This is a genomic window from Kitasatospora sp. NPDC127116 (assembly GCF_042677365.1).
GTDB lineage: Bacteria > Actinomycetota > Actinomycetes > Streptomycetales > Streptomycetaceae > Kitasatospora > Kitasatospora lactacystinica.
This window is the reverse complement of record NZ_JBHXTL010000006.1, coordinates 126611-145039: the sequence shown is the minus strand read 5'-3', so window position 1 is coordinate 145039 and position 18429 is coordinate 126611. Positions and strand designations below refer to the sequence as shown.

General features: G+C 72.9%; 15 protein-coding genes and 1 riboswitch. Of the genes, 6 read left to right on the top strand and 9 right to left on the bottom strand.

Features of this window, described 5'->3' with window-relative positions; translation table 11 throughout:
- Positions 1–61 precede the first annotated feature (61 nt).
- The 4 genes from ACFVHV_RS04465 to ACFVHV_RS04450 form a co-directional block, all read right to left on the bottom strand.
- Complete coding sequence (locus tag ACFVHV_RS04465; RefSeq protein ID WP_359901498.1) at positions 62–1834, bottom strand: ABC transporter substrate-binding protein; 1773 nt, start codon at positions 1832–1834, stop codon at positions 62–64.
- 80 nt (positions 1835–1914) lie between these two features.
- Positions 1915–2904: an ABC transporter permease gene (locus tag ACFVHV_RS04460; RefSeq protein WP_359901496.1), complete on the bottom strand. Its 990-nt coding sequence runs from the start codon at positions 2902–2904 to the stop codon at positions 1915–1917.
- Positions 2905–3349: 445 nt separating this feature from the next.
- Positions 3350–4276 carry an enhanced serine sensitivity protein SseB C-terminal domain-containing protein gene (locus tag ACFVHV_RS04455; RefSeq protein WP_380348729.1) on the bottom strand — a complete coding sequence of 309 codons (927 nt, stop codon included), beginning with the start codon at positions 4274–4276 and terminating at the stop codon, positions 3350–3352.
- A gap of 117 nt (positions 4277–4393) precedes the next feature.
- Entirely contained in the window at positions 4394–5197 is an 804-nt protein-coding gene (locus ACFVHV_RS04450) for an enhanced serine sensitivity protein SseB C-terminal domain-containing protein (protein WP_359901491.1), read from the bottom strand.
- A 258-nt stretch (positions 5198–5455) separates the two neighbouring features.
- A riboswitch (glycine riboswitch) is annotated at positions 5456–5557 on the top strand.
- A 228-nt stretch (positions 5558–5785) separates the two neighbouring features.
- On the opposite strand from ACFVHV_RS04450, the gene gcvT reads away from it, so the two are divergent.
- The 4 genes from gcvT to ACFVHV_RS04430 all read left to right on the top strand — a co-directional run bounded on the left by gcvT (position 5786) and on the right by ACFVHV_RS04430 (position 10267).
- Positions 5786–6907 carry a glycine cleavage system aminomethyltransferase GcvT gene (gene gcvT, locus ACFVHV_RS04445; RefSeq protein WP_380348727.1) on the top strand — a complete coding sequence of 374 codons (1122 nt, stop codon included), beginning with the start codon at positions 5786–5788 and terminating at the stop codon, positions 6905–6907.
- 100 nt (positions 6908–7007) lie between these two features.
- Complete coding sequence (gene gcvH / locus ACFVHV_RS04440; protein ID WP_359901485.1) at positions 7008–7388, top strand: glycine cleavage system protein GcvH; 381 nt, start codon at positions 7008–7010, stop codon at positions 7386–7388.
- A gap of 80 nt (positions 7389–7468) precedes the next feature.
- Positions 7469–8737: a serine hydroxymethyltransferase gene (gene glyA, locus ACFVHV_RS04435; RefSeq protein WP_359901482.1), complete on the top strand. Its 1269-nt coding sequence runs from the start codon at positions 7469–7471 to the stop codon at positions 8735–8737.
- A gap of 162 nt (positions 8738–8899) precedes the next feature.
- Positions 8900–10267: an L-serine ammonia-lyase gene (locus tag ACFVHV_RS04430; protein WP_359901480.1), complete on the top strand. Its 1368-nt coding sequence runs from the start codon at positions 8900–8902 to the stop codon at positions 10265–10267.
- A gap of 80 nt (positions 10268–10347) precedes the next feature.
- Here ACFVHV_RS04430 and ACFVHV_RS04425 read toward each other — a convergent pair whose 3' ends face one another.
- Both ACFVHV_RS04425 and ACFVHV_RS04420 read right to left on the bottom strand, forming a co-directional pair.
- Positions 10348–12045: a DHA2 family efflux MFS transporter permease subunit gene (locus ACFVHV_RS04425; RefSeq protein WP_380348725.1), complete on the bottom strand. Its 1698-nt coding sequence runs from the start codon at positions 12043–12045 to the stop codon at positions 10348–10350.
- 21 nt (positions 12046–12066) lie between these two features.
- Positions 12067–12690, bottom strand: coding sequence for an NADPH-dependent FMN reductase (locus tag ACFVHV_RS04420; protein WP_380348723.1), 624 nt, complete (start codon positions 12688–12690; stop codon positions 12067–12069).
- A gap of 145 nt (positions 12691–12835) precedes the next feature.
- Between ACFVHV_RS04420 and ACFVHV_RS04415 the strand changes: the two genes are divergently transcribed.
- Positions 12836–13588 carry a TetR/AcrR family transcriptional regulator gene (locus ACFVHV_RS04415; RefSeq protein ID WP_380348721.1) on the top strand — a complete coding sequence of 251 codons (753 nt, stop codon included), beginning with the start codon at positions 12836–12838 and terminating at the stop codon, positions 13586–13588.
- Positions 13589–13622: 34 nt separating this feature from the next.
- Here the strand turns inward: ACFVHV_RS04415 and ACFVHV_RS04410 are convergent, their stop codons facing one another.
- Positions 13623–14075: a nuclear transport factor 2 family protein gene (locus ACFVHV_RS04410; protein ID WP_380348719.1), complete on the bottom strand. Its 453-nt coding sequence runs from the start codon at positions 14073–14075 to the stop codon at positions 13623–13625.
- Positions 14076–14236: 161 nt separating this feature from the next.
- Complete coding sequence (locus ACFVHV_RS04405) at positions 14237–15172, bottom strand: EamA family transporter (RefSeq protein WP_359901466.1); 936 nt, start codon at positions 15170–15172, stop codon at positions 14237–14239.
- A gap of 440 nt (positions 15173–15612) precedes the next feature.
- Between ACFVHV_RS04405 and ACFVHV_RS04400 the strand changes: the two genes are divergently transcribed.
- The gene (locus ACFVHV_RS04400) at positions 15613–16872 is read left to right on the top strand and encodes a hypothetical protein (RefSeq protein WP_380348717.1); all 1260 of its coding nucleotides are present in this window, start codon (positions 15613–15615) and stop codon (positions 16870–16872) included.
- 157 nt (positions 16873–17029) lie between these two features.
- On the opposite strand, the gene ACFVHV_RS04395 is transcribed toward ACFVHV_RS04400, so the two are convergent.
- The gene (locus ACFVHV_RS04395; protein ID WP_380348715.1) at positions 17030–18199 is read right to left on the bottom strand and encodes a protein-L-isoaspartate O-methyltransferase; all 1170 of its coding nucleotides are present in this window, start codon (positions 18197–18199) and stop codon (positions 17030–17032) included.
- Positions 18200–18429: the final 230 nt, after the last annotated feature.

The window sequence follows — 18429 nt, the reverse complement described above, 5'->3', positions numbered from 1 at the left end:
CTTCCGGACGGCGGCGGGCGCCGCTGCCTTCACCTGCCTTCAGGGATGCGGAGCCAGGCTCTTACTTGGTGGAGCCGATGTTCAGGTAGTCGTACTCACCCGAGAACGCCGAGGTGGAGACCAGGTTGGTGGCGTTGTCCGGGCGGTACAGGAAGACCTTGAAGTAGGTCAGCGGGACGTAGACCGCCTGCTCCATGACCTTCTTGTCGACGTCGCCGTAGATCTTCTCGCGGGCGCCCTTGTCGGGGTTGATCGCGGCGTCGTCGATCAGCTTGTTGACGGCGGAGTCGTTCAGCTGGGCCAGGTTGTTGTTGCCGGACGGCTTGATGGTGCGGCCGTCGACGATCTGCTGGAGGAAGCCGTAGCCGGTCGGCCAGTCGGCGCCCCACTGCATCATCATCAGGCCGATGTTGTGCTCGGCCGCGAACTGCGGGGACCCGGCGGCGTCCTGCAGGTACTTGCCCTGCGGGTACTGCTGGATCTCGGCGTTGATGCCGACCTTCTTCAGCGCGGCCTGGATCGAGGTGGCCGCGGCGACCTCGGTGGCGCGCTCGGTGCGGGCCGACAGGACGGTGTTGATGCCGCCCTCCTTGCCGCAGGCCTTCAGGGCTTCCTTGGCCTTGGCCTCGTCGCCCTTGTTGTCCTTGGTCTCGTACAGGTTGAAGTCCTGGTGGCCCGCGATGTCCGGCGGGAGGACCGTGTTGGCGATCTGGCCGCGGATCGGGCCGCCGAGCGCGGTCTGCACCGAGACCTTGTCGATCGCGTACTGGACGGCCTTGCGGCACTCGACGTTGTCGAACGGCGCGAGCTTGGAGTTGATCGCCATGTACACCAGACGGCCGCCGTAGGCGTTGTCGGTGCTGGCCTTCAGCTTCGGGTTCTGCAGGATCTGCGCCTGGGTCTGCGGGTCGACGCCGCCGCCCACCAGGTCGACCTGGGCGTTGCCGGCCAGCAGGTCCTTGTCGATGGTGGCCTGGTCGATGTTGAACTTGAGCACGATCTTGTCCGCGAGCTGCTTGCGGATCGGGTCGGTGCTCTTGTCCCAGTTGGTGTTCGGCACCAGGACGGCCTGCTTGCCGTCCTCGTAGGACTCGAACTTGTAGGAGCCCGAGGACGCGATCTTCTTCACGTACTCCGCACCGGTGTCCTTGGCCTGCGGGACGGGCACGGTCTCCGGGGCGCTGACCAGGTAGTCGAAGTCGGCGAAGGGGTGCTGCAGGTGGAAGACGATCGTGGTGTCGTCGGGCGTCTCGATCGAGTTGAGGCCGCCCTCCTTGTCCTTGTACGGACCCGCGTACGGCGTGGCGTTGTCGACCAGCAGGTCGTGGAAGTACACCGGGCCGTTGGAGTTCACGTCCAGCGCGTAGTTCGAGCGCTCGATGGCGTACTTGACGTCCTTCGAGGAGATCGGGGTGCCGTCGTCGTACTTCAGGCCCTTGCGGAGCTTGTACGTCCAGGTCAGGCCGTCCGCGCTCTGCTGGCCCATCGACTCGGCGAGGTCCGGGACGAGCTTGTTGCCCTCCTCGCCCGGCGCCGGGTTGAAGGTGGTCAGCGGCCGGCCGTACAGACGCGAGAAGTTGTAGATGTACGCGTAGTACGTGTTGCCCGGGTCGAGCGAGTCGGGGGTGCCCTTCATCTCGTAGGTCACCGTCCCGCCCTTCTTGTCCGAGGCGTTGACGATGCCCTTGGTGGCCGCGTTGGCACCGGAGCCGCCCTCGGCGGAGCCGGAGGCCGTGGAGGACCCTCCGTTCTTCGACGAACTGGTGCAACCGGTCACGACCAGGACCGCGGCGGCAGCCGCCGCGGTCAGGGCGACGGTACGGGACCTACGCATGGGTGAGATCAACCCCTTGAGGATGTGGAGGAGGGATTCTGACGCACCGTCGAGTGACGGGTGGTCCGAGTGACGCAGGGTCAGTTGTTCTTGGGGTCGAGGGCGTCGCGCAGCCCGTCGCCGAGCAGGTTGAAGGCGAGCACGGTGACGAAGATCGCCAGACCGGGGACCACCATGTACTGGGGGTCCACCTGGTAGTACCGGATCGCGTCCTGGAGCATCCCGCCCCAGGAGGCCTGCGGGGGCTGGATGCCGACGCCGAGGAAGCTCAGCCCGGCCTCGAAGAGGATGTTGGTCGGGATCAGCAGGGTCGAGTAGACCAGGATCGGACCGACCAGGTTGGGCAGCAGTTCCTTGAACAGGATGAACGGTCCGCGCGCGCCGAGGCTGCGGGCCGCGTGGACGAACTCCCGCTCGCGCAGCGACAGCGTCTGGCCGCGCACGATCCGGCCCATGTAGGGCCAGTTGAAGAAGCCGATCACGAAGATCAGCACCAGCATGTGCAGCGGCAGGCCGTGCAGGCCGAACGCGCCGCCCTGGAGCGAGGTCGAGATCGCGATGGCGAAGAGCAGCAGCGGGAACGCCAGGAAGACGTCCATCACCCGGCTGATCAGGGTGTCCACCCAGCCGCCGTAGTAGCCGGCCATGATGCCGAGCACGGTGCCGATGGTGTTGGACAGCAGGGTCGCGCCGAAGGCGACCAGCAGGGAGACCCAGGAGCCCTCGATGACGCGGGTGAGCAGGTCACGGCCCTGGAGGGGGTCGACGCCGAGCGGGTGGTCCCAGCTCATGCCGCCCCAGTCGCCGAACGGCAGACCGCCGAGGTCGGCGTCCAGCAGGTCCTGGTGGAGGGCGTCCGGGTCGAGCCCGAACATCGACTCGATCGGCTTGGCGAGCACGGCGAGCAGGATCAGCAGGATCACCACGACGCCGCCGGCGACGGCGGCCTTGTCCCGCTTGAAGCGGGTCCAGGCGATCTGGCCGAGGGAGCGGCCCTCGATCTTCTTGGCCGGGCTTGCGGTGGCGGGTGCCTCCGGATCGTTCCCGGCGGTGGTCACGGTTGCGGTCATGGTCAGTTGGTCCCCTCGCCGACGGTGGCCGGCCCACGGGTGCCGGTCGCCGGCTTCGGCGGTGCGGCTGCGGACGTGCGGAGGTGCTTAGGAGGAGCGGGTGTTGACGGCAGTGCGTCGTGCACAGGCACTGCCACCACGCGGGATGGGCGTCGCGTGGGCGGACTGTCGGCGTGCGCGCTCGCCCTTGTGGGGTTCAAGCACGCGCGGTGCGTTGCGCAGAACTCTCTGCCATCCGAACTGGCTTGCGCCAGCCCTGCCAACCGACAGATGCCCAACTGTGATCTGCGTGCATGCACCTCCCCGGTCTTCGGCATATACCTCTTCACATGGCTGTAACTGCCATGTCAAGATGACCGGAGCACACATCCGGAAATTCGTCCGGAAAGCATCGAAGCCGACTTGATGGACAATCAAGTCGGCTTCGGGGAATGAGTTTTGGGAATCAGCGCCCGGGGTAGCCGGGCCACGGCCGCTGCGGCGGCTGCTGCTGCCAGCCCTGCGCCGGCGACTGGGTGCCGTACCCGTAACCCGGCATCGACTGCCCCGGGTACGGCGGCGGGGGCACCGGCGGGTACGGACCGGTCGGCGGGCGGCCCGCCTCCCGGTCGAAGAACGGCCGCGCGTTGGCGCGCATCCACAGCGCCACCGGGTCGTACTCGTCCGACATCGCCACCGTGGACACCGCGAGCCCCTCCGGGGCCACCGCGATCGCACGCTGCATCAGCGCCCGCACCGCCTCCACCGCCGGCGGCGAACTCTCGTACAGGTCGAGGCCGATGGCCAGGTACGGCTCCCCCACCGCGGGCTGCACCCAGGCCCGGCGCAGGGCCCGCACCGCGCGCACCTCGGCGGCCTGCCGCTCCAGCAGCGCGAAGAACGACTGGGCGTTCAGCTGCGGCTCGCTCAGCTTCAACGGCCCGGCCGGCAGCCGGTCCAGGCCCGCGGCGACCCGCCGCAGGTCCGCCCACGGCACGCCGACGCCGCCGCCGGGCGCGTGCGGGTTGAGCCACAGGCCCCAGCGGGTGCGGTAGAGCGAGGCCGCGATCTCCCGGCCGGAGATGACCTCGTGGGCCCGCGCCCAGCCGGAGGCGGTCAGCTGCTCGGACGAGGTGACGGCCGGCGCGTAGCCGTGGCCGCTGATCTCCATGTTCCCGTACTGGGCGTCCGGGCTGCCCGGCGTGCCGTGCCACAGCAGCATCCAGACCTGGCCGTCCGCCAGCGCGTGCAGCAGCCGCTCGTACGCGTCGTAGCGCTCCGGCGCGACGTCGCGCAGGGCGCGCTCCAACGCGCCGGGATCAGCTCCCGGGCGCCCGGCCGGTGCCTGGCCCCAGGGCCCCGGCACACCGCCCGCTCCCGTTCCCGCACTCATGCGCCCACCTCGCCGCGCCTCTTTCCCTCAACCCGCCGGCCCGTCGGCCGTCTGCACGCACCCTATGGCGCTGCACCGGCCACCGCCACGGCGACGTGCCTTTGATACGAACCCCGCTCAGCCCCGCGAATAGAACGGCAGTACCCGGGTGAGCAGCCACTCGACCACCGGGTCGTCGGCGAGGTCGAGCAGTACGAGGTGGACGCCGCCGGGCAGCGGCGCGGTTCCCAGCGCTCGGCCGAGCGCGTCGTTCACCGCGGCCGGATCGGCCGGTGCCGCCGGGTCCAGCTGGACGCCCACGAACATCACGGTCGGCTCGCCCTCGATGCTGGCCAGCGCCCTGCGGGCGGTCAACACTCCCGGCATTGCCGACAGTTCGCCCCGGCAGGCGGCCAGGAAGTGCTCCGGGTCCTCGCCCGGCACCGGCTCGCGCAGCGCCACCCGGCCGCCGGTCGGCGCCGTGGCGTCGTCAGCGGCCTCCCAGCGGTCCCCGCGCGGACCGCGGCGCAGCTCGGCGACCCCCTGCGGCGGCACCGGGATGCCCACGGCCGCGTCCGGGTTCACCGCGATGCCCACGCCCAGCGGCAGCCCGCGGGCGAACTCCCACACCGGCGCCACCGCGAAGGCCATCCCCGGCGCCTGCTGGAGGAACACCTCCTGCGAGGAGAACACCGGCACGTACGGATCGCCGCCCAGCTCGACGGTCGGCAGGTCCAGCGCCTGCCCCTGCGGATCGGCCCCGGCCGGCAGCGGCACCCACACCTGGCTGCGCGCCAGCACCTCGATCACCCTCGGCGTCGCGCCCGGGTCGCCCAGGGCCGCGGTCAGCACCTGCTCCAGCTCGTTGGCCGGCCAGGAACCGCCCGCCGGCGCCTCCTGCGGTCCGCCCCACTCCTGCTGCTGCTCCACCGGGTACCCCATGCGCCGCCGATCCCGCCCTCTGCCGCTCGGCCGCCCTCTGCTGCGCCGACGCGCAGCAGTCTAGGGCCCCCGGGGCCTCCCCTTTAGGGCTCGTGTTCGGGTGCCGCGCGGGCCCCGGTCCCGGGTGCCGTCCCGGGCCCGCGCCCGGGTGCCGCGCGGTGTGACCGGGTCCCCTCTCCCCTCGCCGTCCCGGACGTGCCATGATGTGCCCGTCCGACGGCATGCGCCGCGGGCCCCCACAACTCCATACCGGCCGCTCGAACCCGCGCGGGAGAGCCCGGAGTGCCGTTCAGGCACAGCCGGCGCCGAAGGAGCAAGTCCTCCCCGGAATCTCTCAGGCACCCCTACCGCACGGGTTAGGCACATCTGGAAAGCGGCGCCCGGCCCTGTCGTGCGCCCACCCACGGTGCAAGCCGTCATGCTGTCCCCCAAGCTGGAAACAGCTGCGGGCGGTGGGCGGTGAAGCTCTCAGGTTCGACGACAGATGGGGAGACCCACGCCGCCGCATGCCCGCGCGCAGGGTCGAACCCGAGCGGGTCCGGTCCGGCGCGTGCACCCCTGAGTGCCCCGACCGAGGAGTTCCTGGCCATGTCGTCCCTCCGCCTGACCGCGCTCGACGCGCTGCACCGCGCCCTCGGCGCGACCATGACCGACTTCGCCGGCTGGGACATGCCGCTGCGCTACGGCAGCGAGCGCGAGGAGCACCTCGCGGTCCGCACCCAGGCCGGCCTGTTCGACCTCTCGCACATGGGCGAGATCACCGTCACCGGCCCGCAGGCGGGCGAGATGCTGGACCACGCGCTGGTCGGCTTCGTCTCCGCGCTGGGCGTGCTGCGCGCCCGCTACACCATGATCTGCGCCGAGGACGGCGGCATCCTGGACGACCTGATCGTCTACCGCCTGCGCGAGGACGCCTTCCTGGTCGTCGCCAACGCCTCCAACGCCCAGCTGGTCCTCGACGAGCTGATCGCCCGCGCCAAGGGCTTCGACGCCGTCGTCACCGACGACCGCGACACCTACGCGCTGATCGCCGTCCAGGGCCCGGAGGCCACCGGCATCCTGACGAAGACCACCGACGCCGACCTGCCCGGCCTGAAGTACTACGCGATCCTCCCGGCCCGGGTGGCCGACCGCGACGTGCTGCTCGCCCGCACCGGCTACACCGGCGAGGACGGCTTCGAGATCTTCTGCCGGCCGGCCGACGCCGAGCCGGTCTGGCAGGCGCTGACCGCCGCGGGCGAGGGCCACGGCCTGATCGCGTGCGGCCTGTCCTGCCGCGACACGCTGCGCCTGGAGGCCGGCATGCCGCTGTACGGGCACGAGCTGTCCACCGACCTCACCCCGTTCGACGCCGGCCTGGGCCGGGTCGTCCGCTTCGACAAGACCACCAACGAGGGCGCCTTCATCGGCCGCAAGGCGCTGGAGCAGGCCGCCGCCGCGGCCGAGACCAACCCGCCGAAGGTGCTGGTCGGCCTGGTCTCCGAGGGCAAGCGGGTGCCGCGCGCCGAGTACACCGTGGTCTCCACCGAGGGCGAGCCGATCGGCCGGATCACCTCGGGCGCGCCGTCCCCGACCCTGGGCAAGCCGATCGCGATGGCCTACGTCGACGCCGCCCACGCCGTCCCCGGCACCACCGTCGCGGTGGACGTGCGCGGCAAGCACGAGCCCGTCCAGGTCGTGGCGCTGCCGTTCTACAAGCGCGCCCGCTGAGCCTTCGCCGAGGCCCCCGTTTTTCCGTTTGCGCACGTCGCGGCCGTCCGCGCGGCGGCCCGCTTCGTCGTACCCGCTTCCCATCCTGGAGAATGACGCCATGAGCAACCCCCAGCACCTGCAGTACACCAAGGAGCACGAGTGGCTGACCGCGGCCGCGGACGGTGTCTCCACGGTCGGCATCACGGAGCACGCCGCCACCGCCCTCGGTGACATCGTCTACGTGCAGCTGCCCGAGGTCGGCGAGACCGTGACCGCCGGCGAGACCTGTGGCGAGCTGGAGTCCACCAAGTCGGTCAGCGACCTGTACTCCCCGGTGACCGGCGAGGTCACCGAGATCAACCAGGACGTCATCGACGACCCGGCCTCCGTGAACGCGGACCCGTTCGGGAACGCCTGGCTGTTCAAGGTGCGCGTCGAGGCCACCGACGAGCTGCTCAGCGCCGACGAGTACGACGCGCTCATCAACCCCCAGGGCTGAGCCACCCGACGGGACGGGCCGCGCACGGCGGTCCGCCCCGCCCCGGCCCCTTTCCCTCCTCCTCCCGGGAAGACCACACCATGACGGTTCTCAACCAGTCCCTGCACGCCCTCGACCCGGAGATCGCCGCCGCGGTCGACGCCGAGCTGCACCGCCAGCAGACCACCCTGGAGATGATCGCCTCCGAGAACTTCGCCCCGGTGGCGGTCATGGAGGCCCAGGGCTCGGTGCTGACCAACAAGTACGCGGAGGGCTACCCCGGCCGCCGCTACTACGGCGGCTGCGAGCACGTCGACGTGGTCGAGCAGATCGCGATCGACCGCATCAAGGCACTGTTCGGCGCCGAGCACGCCAACGTCCAGCCGCACTCCGGCGCGCAGGCCAACGCCGCCGCGATGTTCGCGCTGATCCAGCCGGGTGACACCATCCTGGGCCTGAGCCTGGCCCACGGCGGTCACCTGACCCACGGCATGAAGATCAACTTCTCCGGCAAGCTCTACAACGTGGCCGCGTACCACGTGGACGAGAAGACCGGCCAGGTCGACATGGCCGAGGTCGAGCGCCTCGCCAAGGAGCACCAGCCGAAGCTGATCATCGCCGGCTGGTCGGCCTACCCGCGCCAGCTCGACTTCGCCGCGTTCCGCCGGATCGCCGACGAGGTCGGCGCGCTGCTCATGGTGGACATGGCGCACTTCGCCGGTCTGGTGGCCGCCGGGCTGCACCCGAACCCGGTGCCGTACGCGGACGTGGTCACCACCACCACCCACAAGACCCTGGGCGGCCCGCGCGGCGGCGTCATCCTGTCCAAGGCCGAGTACGCCAAGAAGATCAACTCCGCGGTCTTCCCCGGCCAGCAGGGCGGCCCGCTGGAGCACGTGATCGCCGGCAAGGCGGTCGCCTTCAAGGTCGCGGCCTCGGAGGAGTTCAAGGAGCGCCAGCAGCGCACCCTGGACGGCGCCCGCATCCTCGCCGAGCGCCTGCTCCAGGCCGACGTGGCCGAGGCCGGCGCCAGCGTGCTCTCCGGTGGCACCGACGTCCACCTGGTCCTGGTCGACCTGCGCAACAGCCAGCTCGACGGCCAGCAGGCCGAGGACCGCCTGCACGAGGTCGGCATCACCGTCAACCGCAACGCGATCCCGAACGACCCGCGCCCGCCGATGGTCACCTCGGGCCTGCGCATCGGCACCCCGGCCCTGGCCACCCGCGGCTTCCAGGCCGAGGACTTCCGCGAGGTCGCCGACATCATCGCCGAGGCGCTCAAGCCCGCCTTCGACGAGACCGTCGCCACCGCGCTCAAGGCCCGGGTCAGCGCCCTGGCCGACAAGTACCCGCTGTACCCGAACCTCTGATCACTCCGGTGATCGTTCGGGCGGGGTGACCGGCCTCACCCCTCCGGCGTACCTGGCACCCCGGGGCACCGCGCACACTGGACAGTGCGCGCGGTGCCCCGTCCCGTGTCGGCCCCTCCCTGCCCGCAAGTCCTTCCACGAGACCAGACAAGGACGTCCCCCGTGGCCATCAGCGTCTTCGACCTCTTCTCCATCGGCATCGGCCCGTCGAGCTCCCACACCGTGGGCCCGATGCGCGCCGCCCGGATGTTCGCCCGCCGACTGCGCTCCGAAGGCCTCCTGGACGGGGTGACGGCGGTGCGCGCCGAGCTGTACGGCTCGCTCGGCGCCACCGGCCACGGCCACGGCACCCCGAAGGCCGTCCTGCTGGGCCTGGAGAACGCCTCGCCCCGCACCGTCGACGTCGACCAGGCCGACAAGGACGTCGAACGGATCATCGCCGAGAAGCGGATCAACCTGGTCGGCGAGCACACCATCGACTTCGACCCGGACACCCAGCTGGTCCTGCACCGCCGCCGCTCGCTGCCGTACCACGCCAACGGCATGACCCTGTGGGCGTACGCGGCGGACGGCTCGACCCTGCTGGAGAAGACCTACTACTCGGTCGGCGGCGGCTTCGTGGTGGACGAGGACGCGATCGGCGCGGACCGGGTCAAGCCCGACGACACCGCGCTGAAGTACCCCTTCCGCACCGGTGACGAGCTGCTGCGGCTCAGCCGGGAGACCGGCCTGTCGATCTCCGGCCTGATGCTGGAGAACGAGAAGGCCTGGCGCAGCGAGGAGGAGATCCGGACCGGTCTGCTGGAGATCTGGTCCGTGATGCAGGAGTGCGTGCGGGCCGGCATGTCCCGCGAGGGCATCCTGCCGGGCGGGCTGAAGGTCCGCCGCCGGGCCGCGTCCGGCGCCCGTGCGCTGCGCGCCGAGGGCATCGGGCCGGCCAACGCGATGGAGTGGGTGACCCTCTACGCGATGGCCGTCAACGAGGAGAACGCCTCCGGGCGCCGGGTGGTCACCGCGCCGACCAACGGCGCCGCCGGGATCATCCCGGCCGTCCTGCACTACTACCTGAACTTCATCCCGGGCGCCGACGACGACGGCATCGTCCGCTTCCTGCTCGCGGCCGGCGCCATCGGCATGCTCTTCAAGGAGAACGCCTCCATCTCCGGCGCCGAGGTCGGCTGCCAGGGAGAGGTCGGCTCCGCCTGCTCGATGGCCGCGGGCGGCCTCGCCGAGGTCCTCGGCGGCACCCCCGAGCAGGTCGAGAACGCCGCCGAGATCGGCATCGAGCACAACCTCGGCCTCACCTGCGACCCGGTCGGCGGCCTGGTCCAGATCCCCTGCATCGAGCGCAACGGCATGGCGTCCGTCAAGGCCGTCACCGCGGCCCGGATGGCCCTGCGCGGCGACGGACGGCACCACGTCTCGCTGGACAAGGCGATCAAGACGATGAAGGAGACCGGGGCCGACATGAAGATCAAGTACAAGGAGACCTCGCGCGGCGGCCTCGCCGTGAACGTCATCGAGTGCTGATCACCCGCTGATCCCGGCAGCCTGACGGCCCCCGGCGGAGTCCTGCTCCGCCGGGGGCCGCTTCGCGTGCCTCGTACGCCTCAGGCCTTCGTCTCGGTCCGGGCTTCGGACTTCGTCTCCGCCCGGGCATCGGCCGGGGCATCGGTCCGGGCTTCGGCCTTCGTCTCCGCCCGGGCTTCGGCCGGGGCATCGGTCCGGGTTCCGGCTCCGGCCGGCCGCGGGGCCCGGCTCGGGCGGACCAGGCAGGCGAAGGCCGTCGCCGCGGCCGCCAGCAGGACCCCGCCCACGACCGTGCCGTGCAGGCCGCCGGTGACCGCCGCCCCGACCGCCTCGTGGACCTCCGCCGGGAGGCCGTCGAGGGAGGCCGGGGTCAGCCCGCTGCCGGTGAGCCGGCCGGCCTCGGCGGACCCGAGGCGCTCCGCGAGGGAGTCCGTGAGCCGCGCCGTGTAGACCGCGCCGAGCGCCGCCATGCCGAGCGAGCCGCCGATGCTCCGCAGCAGCGTGACCACGCCCATCGCCGCGCCCATGTCCCGGGGCGGCACGGCCCCCATCGAGGTCAGCAGGGTGCTCTGCATCACCAGGCCGAGGCCGATCCCGGCGACGGCCGTGAGCGCGGAGGCCAGGGCGATCGGGGTGTCGGTGCGCAGGAGCAGCAGCAGTGCGGCGCCGACCAGGGTGAGCGCGCCGCCCAGCAGCGGGTAGCGCCGCTCGCCGCCCGGCCGGCCCATCAGCCGCGCCGTCACCAGCTGGGTGCCCATCATGCCGAGCATCAGCGGCAGCAGGAGCAGGCCGCCGGCGGTGGGTGAGGCGCCCCGGGCCAGTTGCAGGTAGAGCGGCAGGTAGCCGACCAGGGCGATCATCACCGCGCCGGCGAGGAGGCCGAGCACCTGCGCCACCGTGAAGTTGCGGTCGCGGAACAGCGCGGGCGGGATCAGCGGCCCGGGGGCGCGCAGTTCGGTCCGGACGAACCAGCCCAGCGCGACCAGCGCGACGAGCGCCGTGCCGAGGAGCACCGGGGAGGTCCAGGAGTAGGCGGCGCCGCCCCAGCTGCTGACCAGGGTGAGCGCGAGGATGCCGGTGGTCAGCAGGACGACCCCGGCCCGGTCGAACGGGGCGCGCACCCGCTCGGTCCGCAGCCGTACCCCGACGCCGACCGCGAGCAGCGCGACCAGCCCGACCGGCAGGTTGACGTAGAAGGCCCAGCGCCAGCTCAGCCGTTCGGTGAGGAAGCCGCCGAGCAGCGGTCCGCCGACGAAGGCGATCGGCATCAGCACGCCGACCACCGACTGCACCCGCGCCCGGTCGGAGGCGGGGACGAGCACCCCGATCACCGAGAGCGCGCCGACCATCAGCCCGCCCGCGCCGATCCCCTGGAGGCCCCGGAAGGCGATCAACTGCCCCATGTCCTGGGCGAGTCCGGCCAGCACCGAGCCCGCCAGGAACACCACCACCGCCCACTGGTAGGCGCCCTTGCGCCCGTACAGGTCGCCGAGCCGGCCCCAGAGCGGGGTGGCCGCGGCGGAGGTCAGCAGGTAGGCGGTGACCGCCCAGGAGAGGTGCTCCAGTCCGCCGAGGTCGCCGACGACGGTCGGCAGCGCGGTGCCGATGATCTGCCCGTCGAGGGCCGAGAGGAAGATGCCGAGCATCAGCCCGATGACACCGAGCAACGGCGGCTTGGGCCGCTCCTCGACCTGGCCCTCGGCCTGCCTCTCGGACTGCCTCTCGGCCCGGCCCTCCGCCCGGCCCTCCGCCTGCTCCTCGACCGGTTCCGTGGCCATGGTGTCCGCCCCCGCCCCGGCTCAGGCCGCGAACGGGCGGGCCCGGCGGGCGTCCCGCAGCGCCTGGGCCCACCAGACGAGCTGGTCGAGCATGGTCTTGGCGGCGGCGTCGGCGGCCGGGTCGATCGCCTTGCCGTCGGCGTCGAAGCACTGGCCGGCGCCGTGGAAGCTCACCGTGTTGCGGATCGTCGCGGCGTTCAGCTCGGCCAGTACCACCCGGAGCTGCTCGACGGCCCGCAGGCCCCCGGACAGGCCGCCGTACGAGACGAAGGCGACCGGCTTGCCGTGCCACTGCCGGTTGTGCCAGTCGATGGCGTTCTTCAGCGGAGCCGGGAAGCTGTGGTTGTACTCGGGCGTGACGATCACGAAGGCGTCGGCCGCTTCCAGTCGGGGCGACACGGCGGCCAGCAACTCGGCGTCGCCCGGCGGAAGTTCGCCGCCGAAGGACGGGAAGGTAGTGGGCAGCGGGGTCTCCACCAGGTCGATCCGGTCGGCGGTCAGGTCGCCGTGGGCCTCCAGGTGGCCGAGCAGCCAGTCGGTGACCACCGGGCCGAGGCGGCCCTCGCGGGTGCTGCCGACGAGGACGGCGACCTTCAGGTGCCGCTCCTTCAGGTGCTGCTCCGTCAGGCTCTGCTCCGTGGACATGGGAATCCCCCTCCGGGACGAATGCTGTGTACGGCGTATCTGTCGGATACAACGTACACATCAGCGTGTACGCCGTCCACTGTGGATACGCCGTACACGCGAGGTGCTACGGTGGGCCCGACCCCAGTCGGAAGGAGCCCGCCCCGTGCCCGCTCAACAGGCCCCAGCCGGGGACACCCCCGCCGGCGACGACAGGCCCCCGGTCTCGCTCTGGGAGCGCCTGGCCCGCCCGGCCCCCGCACCGCGCACCACCCTGACCCCGCAGCGGATCGCCGAGGCCGCCGTCGCCGTCGCCGACGCCGAGGGCCTGGAGGCCGTCACCATGCGCCGACTGGCCGCCGAACTCGGCGTCGCCCCGATGGCCGCCTACCGGTACGTCTCCGGCAAGGACGAGCTCATCGAGCTGATGGTCGACTTCGTCTACGGCCGGCTCCCGCTGGGCACCCCCGCCGAGGGCTGGCGGGACACCATGCGCGCCCTGGCCCTCAACCTGCGGGCCATGCACCTGGCCCACCCGTGGACCGTCCGGGCGGCCACCCCGTTCTCCCTCAGCCCCCACCAACTCGCCGTCCCCGAGCACGCGTTCGCCGCCCTGGCCGAACACGGCCTGGACGCCGACACCACCATGGCGGTGTTCCGCACCGTCACCGGCTACGTCCACGGCTCGGTCACCACCGAGGTCACCCTGAACGCCCTGCGCCGCGAGCGCGGCTGGTCCGACGGCGACCAGACCCGGGCCGGCCTCGCCCCCCGGATGACCTGGCTGATGGACACCGGCCGCTACCCCAACTACCGGCGCTACCTCCACACCGCCACCCGCAAGGACGACCCCGACTGGCAGTTCGAGACCGGCCTCGACTGCGTCCTCGACGGCATCGCCGCCCACTTCGCCCTCTGACCGGCCCGCGCCGGAGGCCGGCCGGGCCGGTGCCCTACTCCCCGGCCTCCAGCCGCGCGGCGACGGCACCCAGCCGCCCCATCGCGTGGGCCACGCCCAGGCCGTCCATGTAGTCCCGGACGTGCACCAGCAGCCCGCCCCGGGCCCGCATCACCAGCAGGCCCGGCACGGTGAACGGCTCGCCGGTGCCGGCGTGCGTCCCGACCACCTGCTGCTCGACGGTGAGCACCTCCGGATCGGCCCCCGGATGGACGGCCACCTCCCGGATCTCCCGCGGCCGCGCCGCGCTCGGGCCCCAGATCGCGCGGTACCCGGCCCGGATCTCCTCCCGCCCCCGGTACCGCTCGGGCACCCCGGGAAACAGGAACGGGAACTCGTGCACCCCGTCCTCCGCGTAGAGGTCGGCCAGGGCGTCCGCGTCCAGGTCGAGCATCGCCCGCCGGTAGCGGGCGAGCAGGTCGAGCGGGCCGGTGGCGTTGTCGGGCATGACGGGAATCCCCTCGTACGGCACGGAAGTCGGCGGCCTCGATCGGGCCCGCCGCCCGCAAGCCCAACAGACGGGACCACCGACGGCAACCGGGTTCCGCGAACTCGCCGCCGCCGCACGGGAAGTCGGCCCGGCCGATTTCCCGTGCAGGGGCGGCCGCCCTACCGCCGGGCGGGGAGTGCCAGGAAGGCCAGGCCGGCGGCGAGGACGGCGAGTCCGCACCAGGAGAGCGCCGGCAGGCGCTCGCCCAGGGCGGCCACGCCGAGCACCGCCGCGACGGCCGGTTCGGCGAGGGTCAGGGTGGTGGCGGTCTGGGCGCTGGTGTGCCGCAGGCCGTGGCCGAACAGCCAGTACGCGAGGAAGGTGGTGACCACCGCGAGGTGCAGCACCACGCCCGCCCCGCGCGCCGAGGCGAGCCACTCCAGGTCACCCGCGAGCAGCACCGGCAGCACGATCAGTGCGCCACCGCCGAACATCGCGCCCATCACCCCGCCCGAGGGGTGCCCGGCCGTGATCAGCCGCCCGCCGATCAGCGAGTACCCGGCGTACGAGAGCCCCGAGAGCGCCGCCAGCAGCACCCCCAGCGGGTCCACCGCACCGCCGCCCCCGGCGAGTTCGGGGCCCAGCACCAGGAGCGCGCAGCCGAGCACGGCCAGCGCCGTGGCCCCGGCCCACCGCCCGCCCGGCCGCCCCTGCCGGGTGAGCCAGCCGAGCAGCCCGGTGAACACCGGCGCGCTGCCGAGCGCGATCACGGTGGCCACCGCCACGCCCGTACGGCCCACCGCCGGGTAGAAGGTGACCGGATACCCGGCCACCGCGACCGCGCCGGCGGCGAGCAGCCACCGTTCGCGCGGCCCGCACACCCGGGGCAGCGCGCGGGCGGCGCGGTCGGTGAGGAGCAGCAGCAGCCCGCCGAGCACCAGCCCGGCGGCCCCGATCCCCGCCGCCGGGGCCCCGCCGGGCGCCAGCGAACTGGCCGTCCCGGTGGTGCCCCAGAGGACGGCGGCGATCAGGATCGGCCCCGCGCCACCGCGCGGGCGGGTGCGGCGGGGAGCCGTGGGAAGGGAACGGGCGGGCGAGGACAAACGATTCGGCACAGTCGTGGACTTCCGTCGTCGAAAACCGTCGGGGGAACTGGTTCCGAGAACGGGCGCACGCCGTCGGCCCACGGCGGCCGCCATCGGGCCGGGCCGGGGTCGCGGGGGTCAAGCCACCGAAGCGCGCGCCCGATCAGGCGCTGAGCGGTGGCAGCACGACGTGCCAGTACAGGTTCACGGGCCCGATGCTATCCGCCCGCGCAGGAAGTCGACGGGCCCGACTTCCTGCGCGGCCGCTACCGGAACAGGCCGGGCCGGAACGGGCCGGGGGCGCAGGCGCCCCACCCGCCCCCGGGACGCCGCCCCGCCCCTCCCGGGGGCGCGTCGCCCCACGCGTGCACCGACTGCCGGCCCGGGCCGCGACGTCCGGACGTAGCGGACCGTTCATCCACCCCTACGCTGAGTACCGACCCATCGACACATGCCGGAAGGACCCGCCCGTGCGCCGCTCCCGCCTCGCGTTGTCCCTGGTCCTGACCACCGTGGTCGCCTCCGGCCTGGTCGCCGTCGACACCGTCCAGGACGAGCCGTACCTGTCCGTCAGCCTGCCGGTGCTCCGCGACCCGCAGGCCCAGCAGCTGCTCCACCGCATGACGGACCCGGTGCAGGACTGGGTGGAGTCCGGGGATCCGGCGACCGTCGGCTATGCCGGGACGGTGATCGACCCGGCGAACCAGCACGCCGACATCTACTGGAAGGGCGAGGCCCCGGCCGAGGTCCGCTCCCTGCTCGACGCGAACGCCGCGAGCGCCGGCCCCGGCTACACCGTCGACGTCCACCGGAGCCCGTACTCCCGCGCCGAGATGCGCGCCGCGATCGACCGGTTCACCGCCGCCGTGGCGCGCGACGCGTGGACGTCGATCGGCCCGCAGGAGGACGGCACCGCCATCGCGATCACGTACGCGCGGGCGAAGGCGAAGCAGCTGACCGGCGGTGACACGGCCGTGCAGGCGTACTCCCGGCAGGCCGCCGAGATCGCCGGGATGCCGGTGACGGCCGGCGTCGAGGAGACCCCGGTCGCGCTGTCCGGCAGCCGGCACTCCGACAGCGCGCCGCACTACGCGGGTGCCGAGGTGAGCACCGGGAAGGCGTCGTTCTGCTCGACGGCGTTCAGCGGCTGGAAGGGCGGGACGAAGGTGGTACTGACCGCCGCGCACTGCGGCGGCGGCCGGTACTACAACGGCACCGGGAGCTACATCGGCGACCTGTCCTCGGTCGGGGACGGCCTGGACGTCGGCATGATCGCGATCAGCGGGAGCGGCGGCGGCCGGTTCTACGACGGCGCCTGGTCGGACAGGGGCGGCTCGTCCCGGCACACCTACGGGGCCGGGCGGAACAACGTCGGGGACCTGATCTGCCTCAGCGGTGCCCAGTCGGGGTGGAAGTGCGACGTGCAGATCAAGCGGGTCGACGTGGAGACGACGAACGACGAGGGCACGAGGATCAAGCCGGTGGACGTCGCGGAGTCGAAGGGCGGCGACCGCCGGGCGATCGCCGCGAAGGGCGACAGCGGCGGCCCGGCACTGGCGAACCCGTCCGGCCCGAACGGCGACATGGAGGCCCGCGGCGTGATCGTGGCCGCCCGGTCGGAGGTCGGCTGCCCGGCCGGCTCCACGGCGCACCCGACGACCTGCTACGCGCAGGTGATGTACGTGCCGATGACCCCGGTGGTGAACCGGATGGGCTTCTCCATCTCCTGACCCCCGGGCGGTCGTCGGTGGGCCGCGCAGCGTGAGAAGTCGGCCGGGCCGACTTCCTGCGCGGCGGACCTCGGGTAGAGGGGCCGGGCTCGAAGGCGACGGAAACGGGCGAGGAGCCCCGGGCGTGAACGCCGGGGCTCCTCGGCAGGCTGCACGGTCACCGCGCGGCCGGCTGCGGGGATCCGATCGGCCAGCGCGGGCCGGTGTCCGGGGCGCCCTGCCACGCCCACTGGGAGTCGGGGGTGACGGTGATGCCGTAGTCGTACAGCTCGGGACGCCCCAGGTCCTCCCACTGGGACCAGGCGGCCAGCAGTTCGTCGCCGAGGCGGCGCGGCCCGCCCTGGAGGAGCAGCGGCCGACCATCCGTGCCCGGGCGGATCTCGGCCCATGAGCGGTCCCCGTCGTGGACCAGGGCGGCCGGCCCGTCCGCGCGCTGTTCGATGAACAGCACGGCCTCCGGGACGGCGACGCGCAGCGCGAACCGGAGGTGCCAGTCCTCCAGGCCGGCCGGGTCGCGGTCCAGTGCCCGGCGGGTCTCGGGTTCGGCGTCGCCACGCACCTGCGCGTACGCGGCGGGGCCGGTGCCCGGCTGGGCCGGGCCGGTCCGGTCGCCCATGAACTGGGCCAGGCCGTGGACCCAGCCGTGGGCGGCGGCACCGTCGTCGGCGACGGTCAGGGCGACGTACCCCAGCCGGCCCCAGGGGTGGACGATCCGTCCGCCCGGCCGGACCGCCGCCACCCAGGACCAGGGGACGGTCTCGACGGCGTAGGCGGCGTGGAGGCGGTCGACCGGACCGCCGCCCGGCACCCCGCCGCCGGTACCGTCCCCTGCCGCCGCCTCGACGTCGAGCCCGGCGTCCGCGAGCCTGGCCCGGGCGAACGCGGCCAGGTGCTCGTCGACCTCGGTGGTGACCACCCGGCCCGGCCCGGCCCGCCAGGCGGACAGCGCCGCAGTCCAGCCCTGCCCGGTGCCGATGTCCCACACCCGGTGCCCCGGCTCCACCCGGAGGCTGTCCAGCATGTCCGCCACCACGGAGGGTGCGGACAGCGACGACGACGGGAGGCCGCCGGTGAGCTGGGTGACGGCTGGCGCATCGACGCCGGAGTACAGCTCGGCGGCCCACCTGTCCCGGTCCTCCGCGCGGTCGATCGGCACGTAGGACCGGCCGTCCCACCGCCACAACCGGTCCGGCGCGAACCGGTCGCGCGGCAGCACGGCGAAGGCGTCGCGCAGCCACGGCGAATCCTCCGGCCACGCCCCACGCCGCTCCATCTCCACGTACAGGCCTGCCCGGTACCCGGCCAGGCCCCCGTCGTCGCTCGTCATCACTTCTTGTGCTTGCCGTTGCTCGGCGGCGGCGGGGTGACCTTCCCATCGGCGTTGTTCGGCGGCGGAGTCCCCTGGCTCGGGTCCTGCGGCGGCTTCGAGTGCTCTCCCATGCTGTTCTCCTGTCGCTGGGACGGACACAACCGGTTGCCATCCTGACGCCGCATCGGATCCAGAGGCAGGGGCGTGCGGGAGCGGCCATGGGCGCGCCCGGTGGCCTTTGCCCTGTT

What these genes read in the sequence shown, in the direction of transcription:
- glyA (WP_359901482.1), top strand. Translation starts at nt 7,469, where the DNA reads ATGACGGTTCTCAACCAGTCCCTGCACGCCCTCGACCCGGAGATCGCC.
- gcvH (WP_359901485.1), top strand. Translation starts at nt 7,008, where the DNA reads ATGAGCAACCCCCAGCACCTGCAGTACACCAAGGAGCACGAGTGGCTG.
- ACFVHV_RS04455 (WP_380348729.1), bottom strand. Translation starts at nt 4,276, where the DNA reads ATGAGTGCGGGAACGGGAGCGGGCGGTGTGCCGGGGCCCTGGGGCCAG.
- ACFVHV_RS04410 (WP_380348719.1), bottom strand. Translation starts at nt 14,075, where the DNA reads ATGCCCGACAACGCCACCGGCCCGCTCGACCTGCTCGCCCGCTACCGG.
- ACFVHV_RS04460 (WP_359901496.1), bottom strand. Translation starts at nt 2,904, where the DNA reads ATGACCGCAACCGTGACCACCGCCGGGAACGATCCGGAGGCACCCGCC.
- ACFVHV_RS04465 (WP_359901498.1), bottom strand. Translation starts at nt 1,834, where the DNA reads ATGCGTAGGTCCCGTACCGTCGCCCTGACCGCGGCGGCTGCCGCCGCG.
- ACFVHV_RS04425 (WP_380348725.1), bottom strand. Translation starts at nt 12,045, where the DNA reads ATGGCCACGGAACCGGTCGAGGAGCAGGCGGAGGGCCGGGCGGAGGGC.
- ACFVHV_RS04420 (WP_380348723.1), bottom strand. Translation starts at nt 12,690, where the DNA reads ATGTCCACGGAGCAGAGCCTGACGGAGCAGCACCTGAAGGAGCGGCAC.
- ACFVHV_RS04395 (WP_380348715.1), bottom strand. Translation starts at nt 18,199, where the DNA reads ATGACGAGCGACGACGGGGGCCTGGCCGGGTACCGGGCAGGCCTGTAC.
- gcvT (WP_380348727.1), top strand. Translation starts at nt 5,786, where the DNA reads ATGTCGTCCCTCCGCCTGACCGCGCTCGACGCGCTGCACCGCGCCCTC.
- ACFVHV_RS04450 (WP_359901491.1), bottom strand. Translation starts at nt 5,197, where the DNA reads ATGGGGTACCCGGTGGAGCAGCAGCAGGAGTGGGGCGGACCGCAGGAG.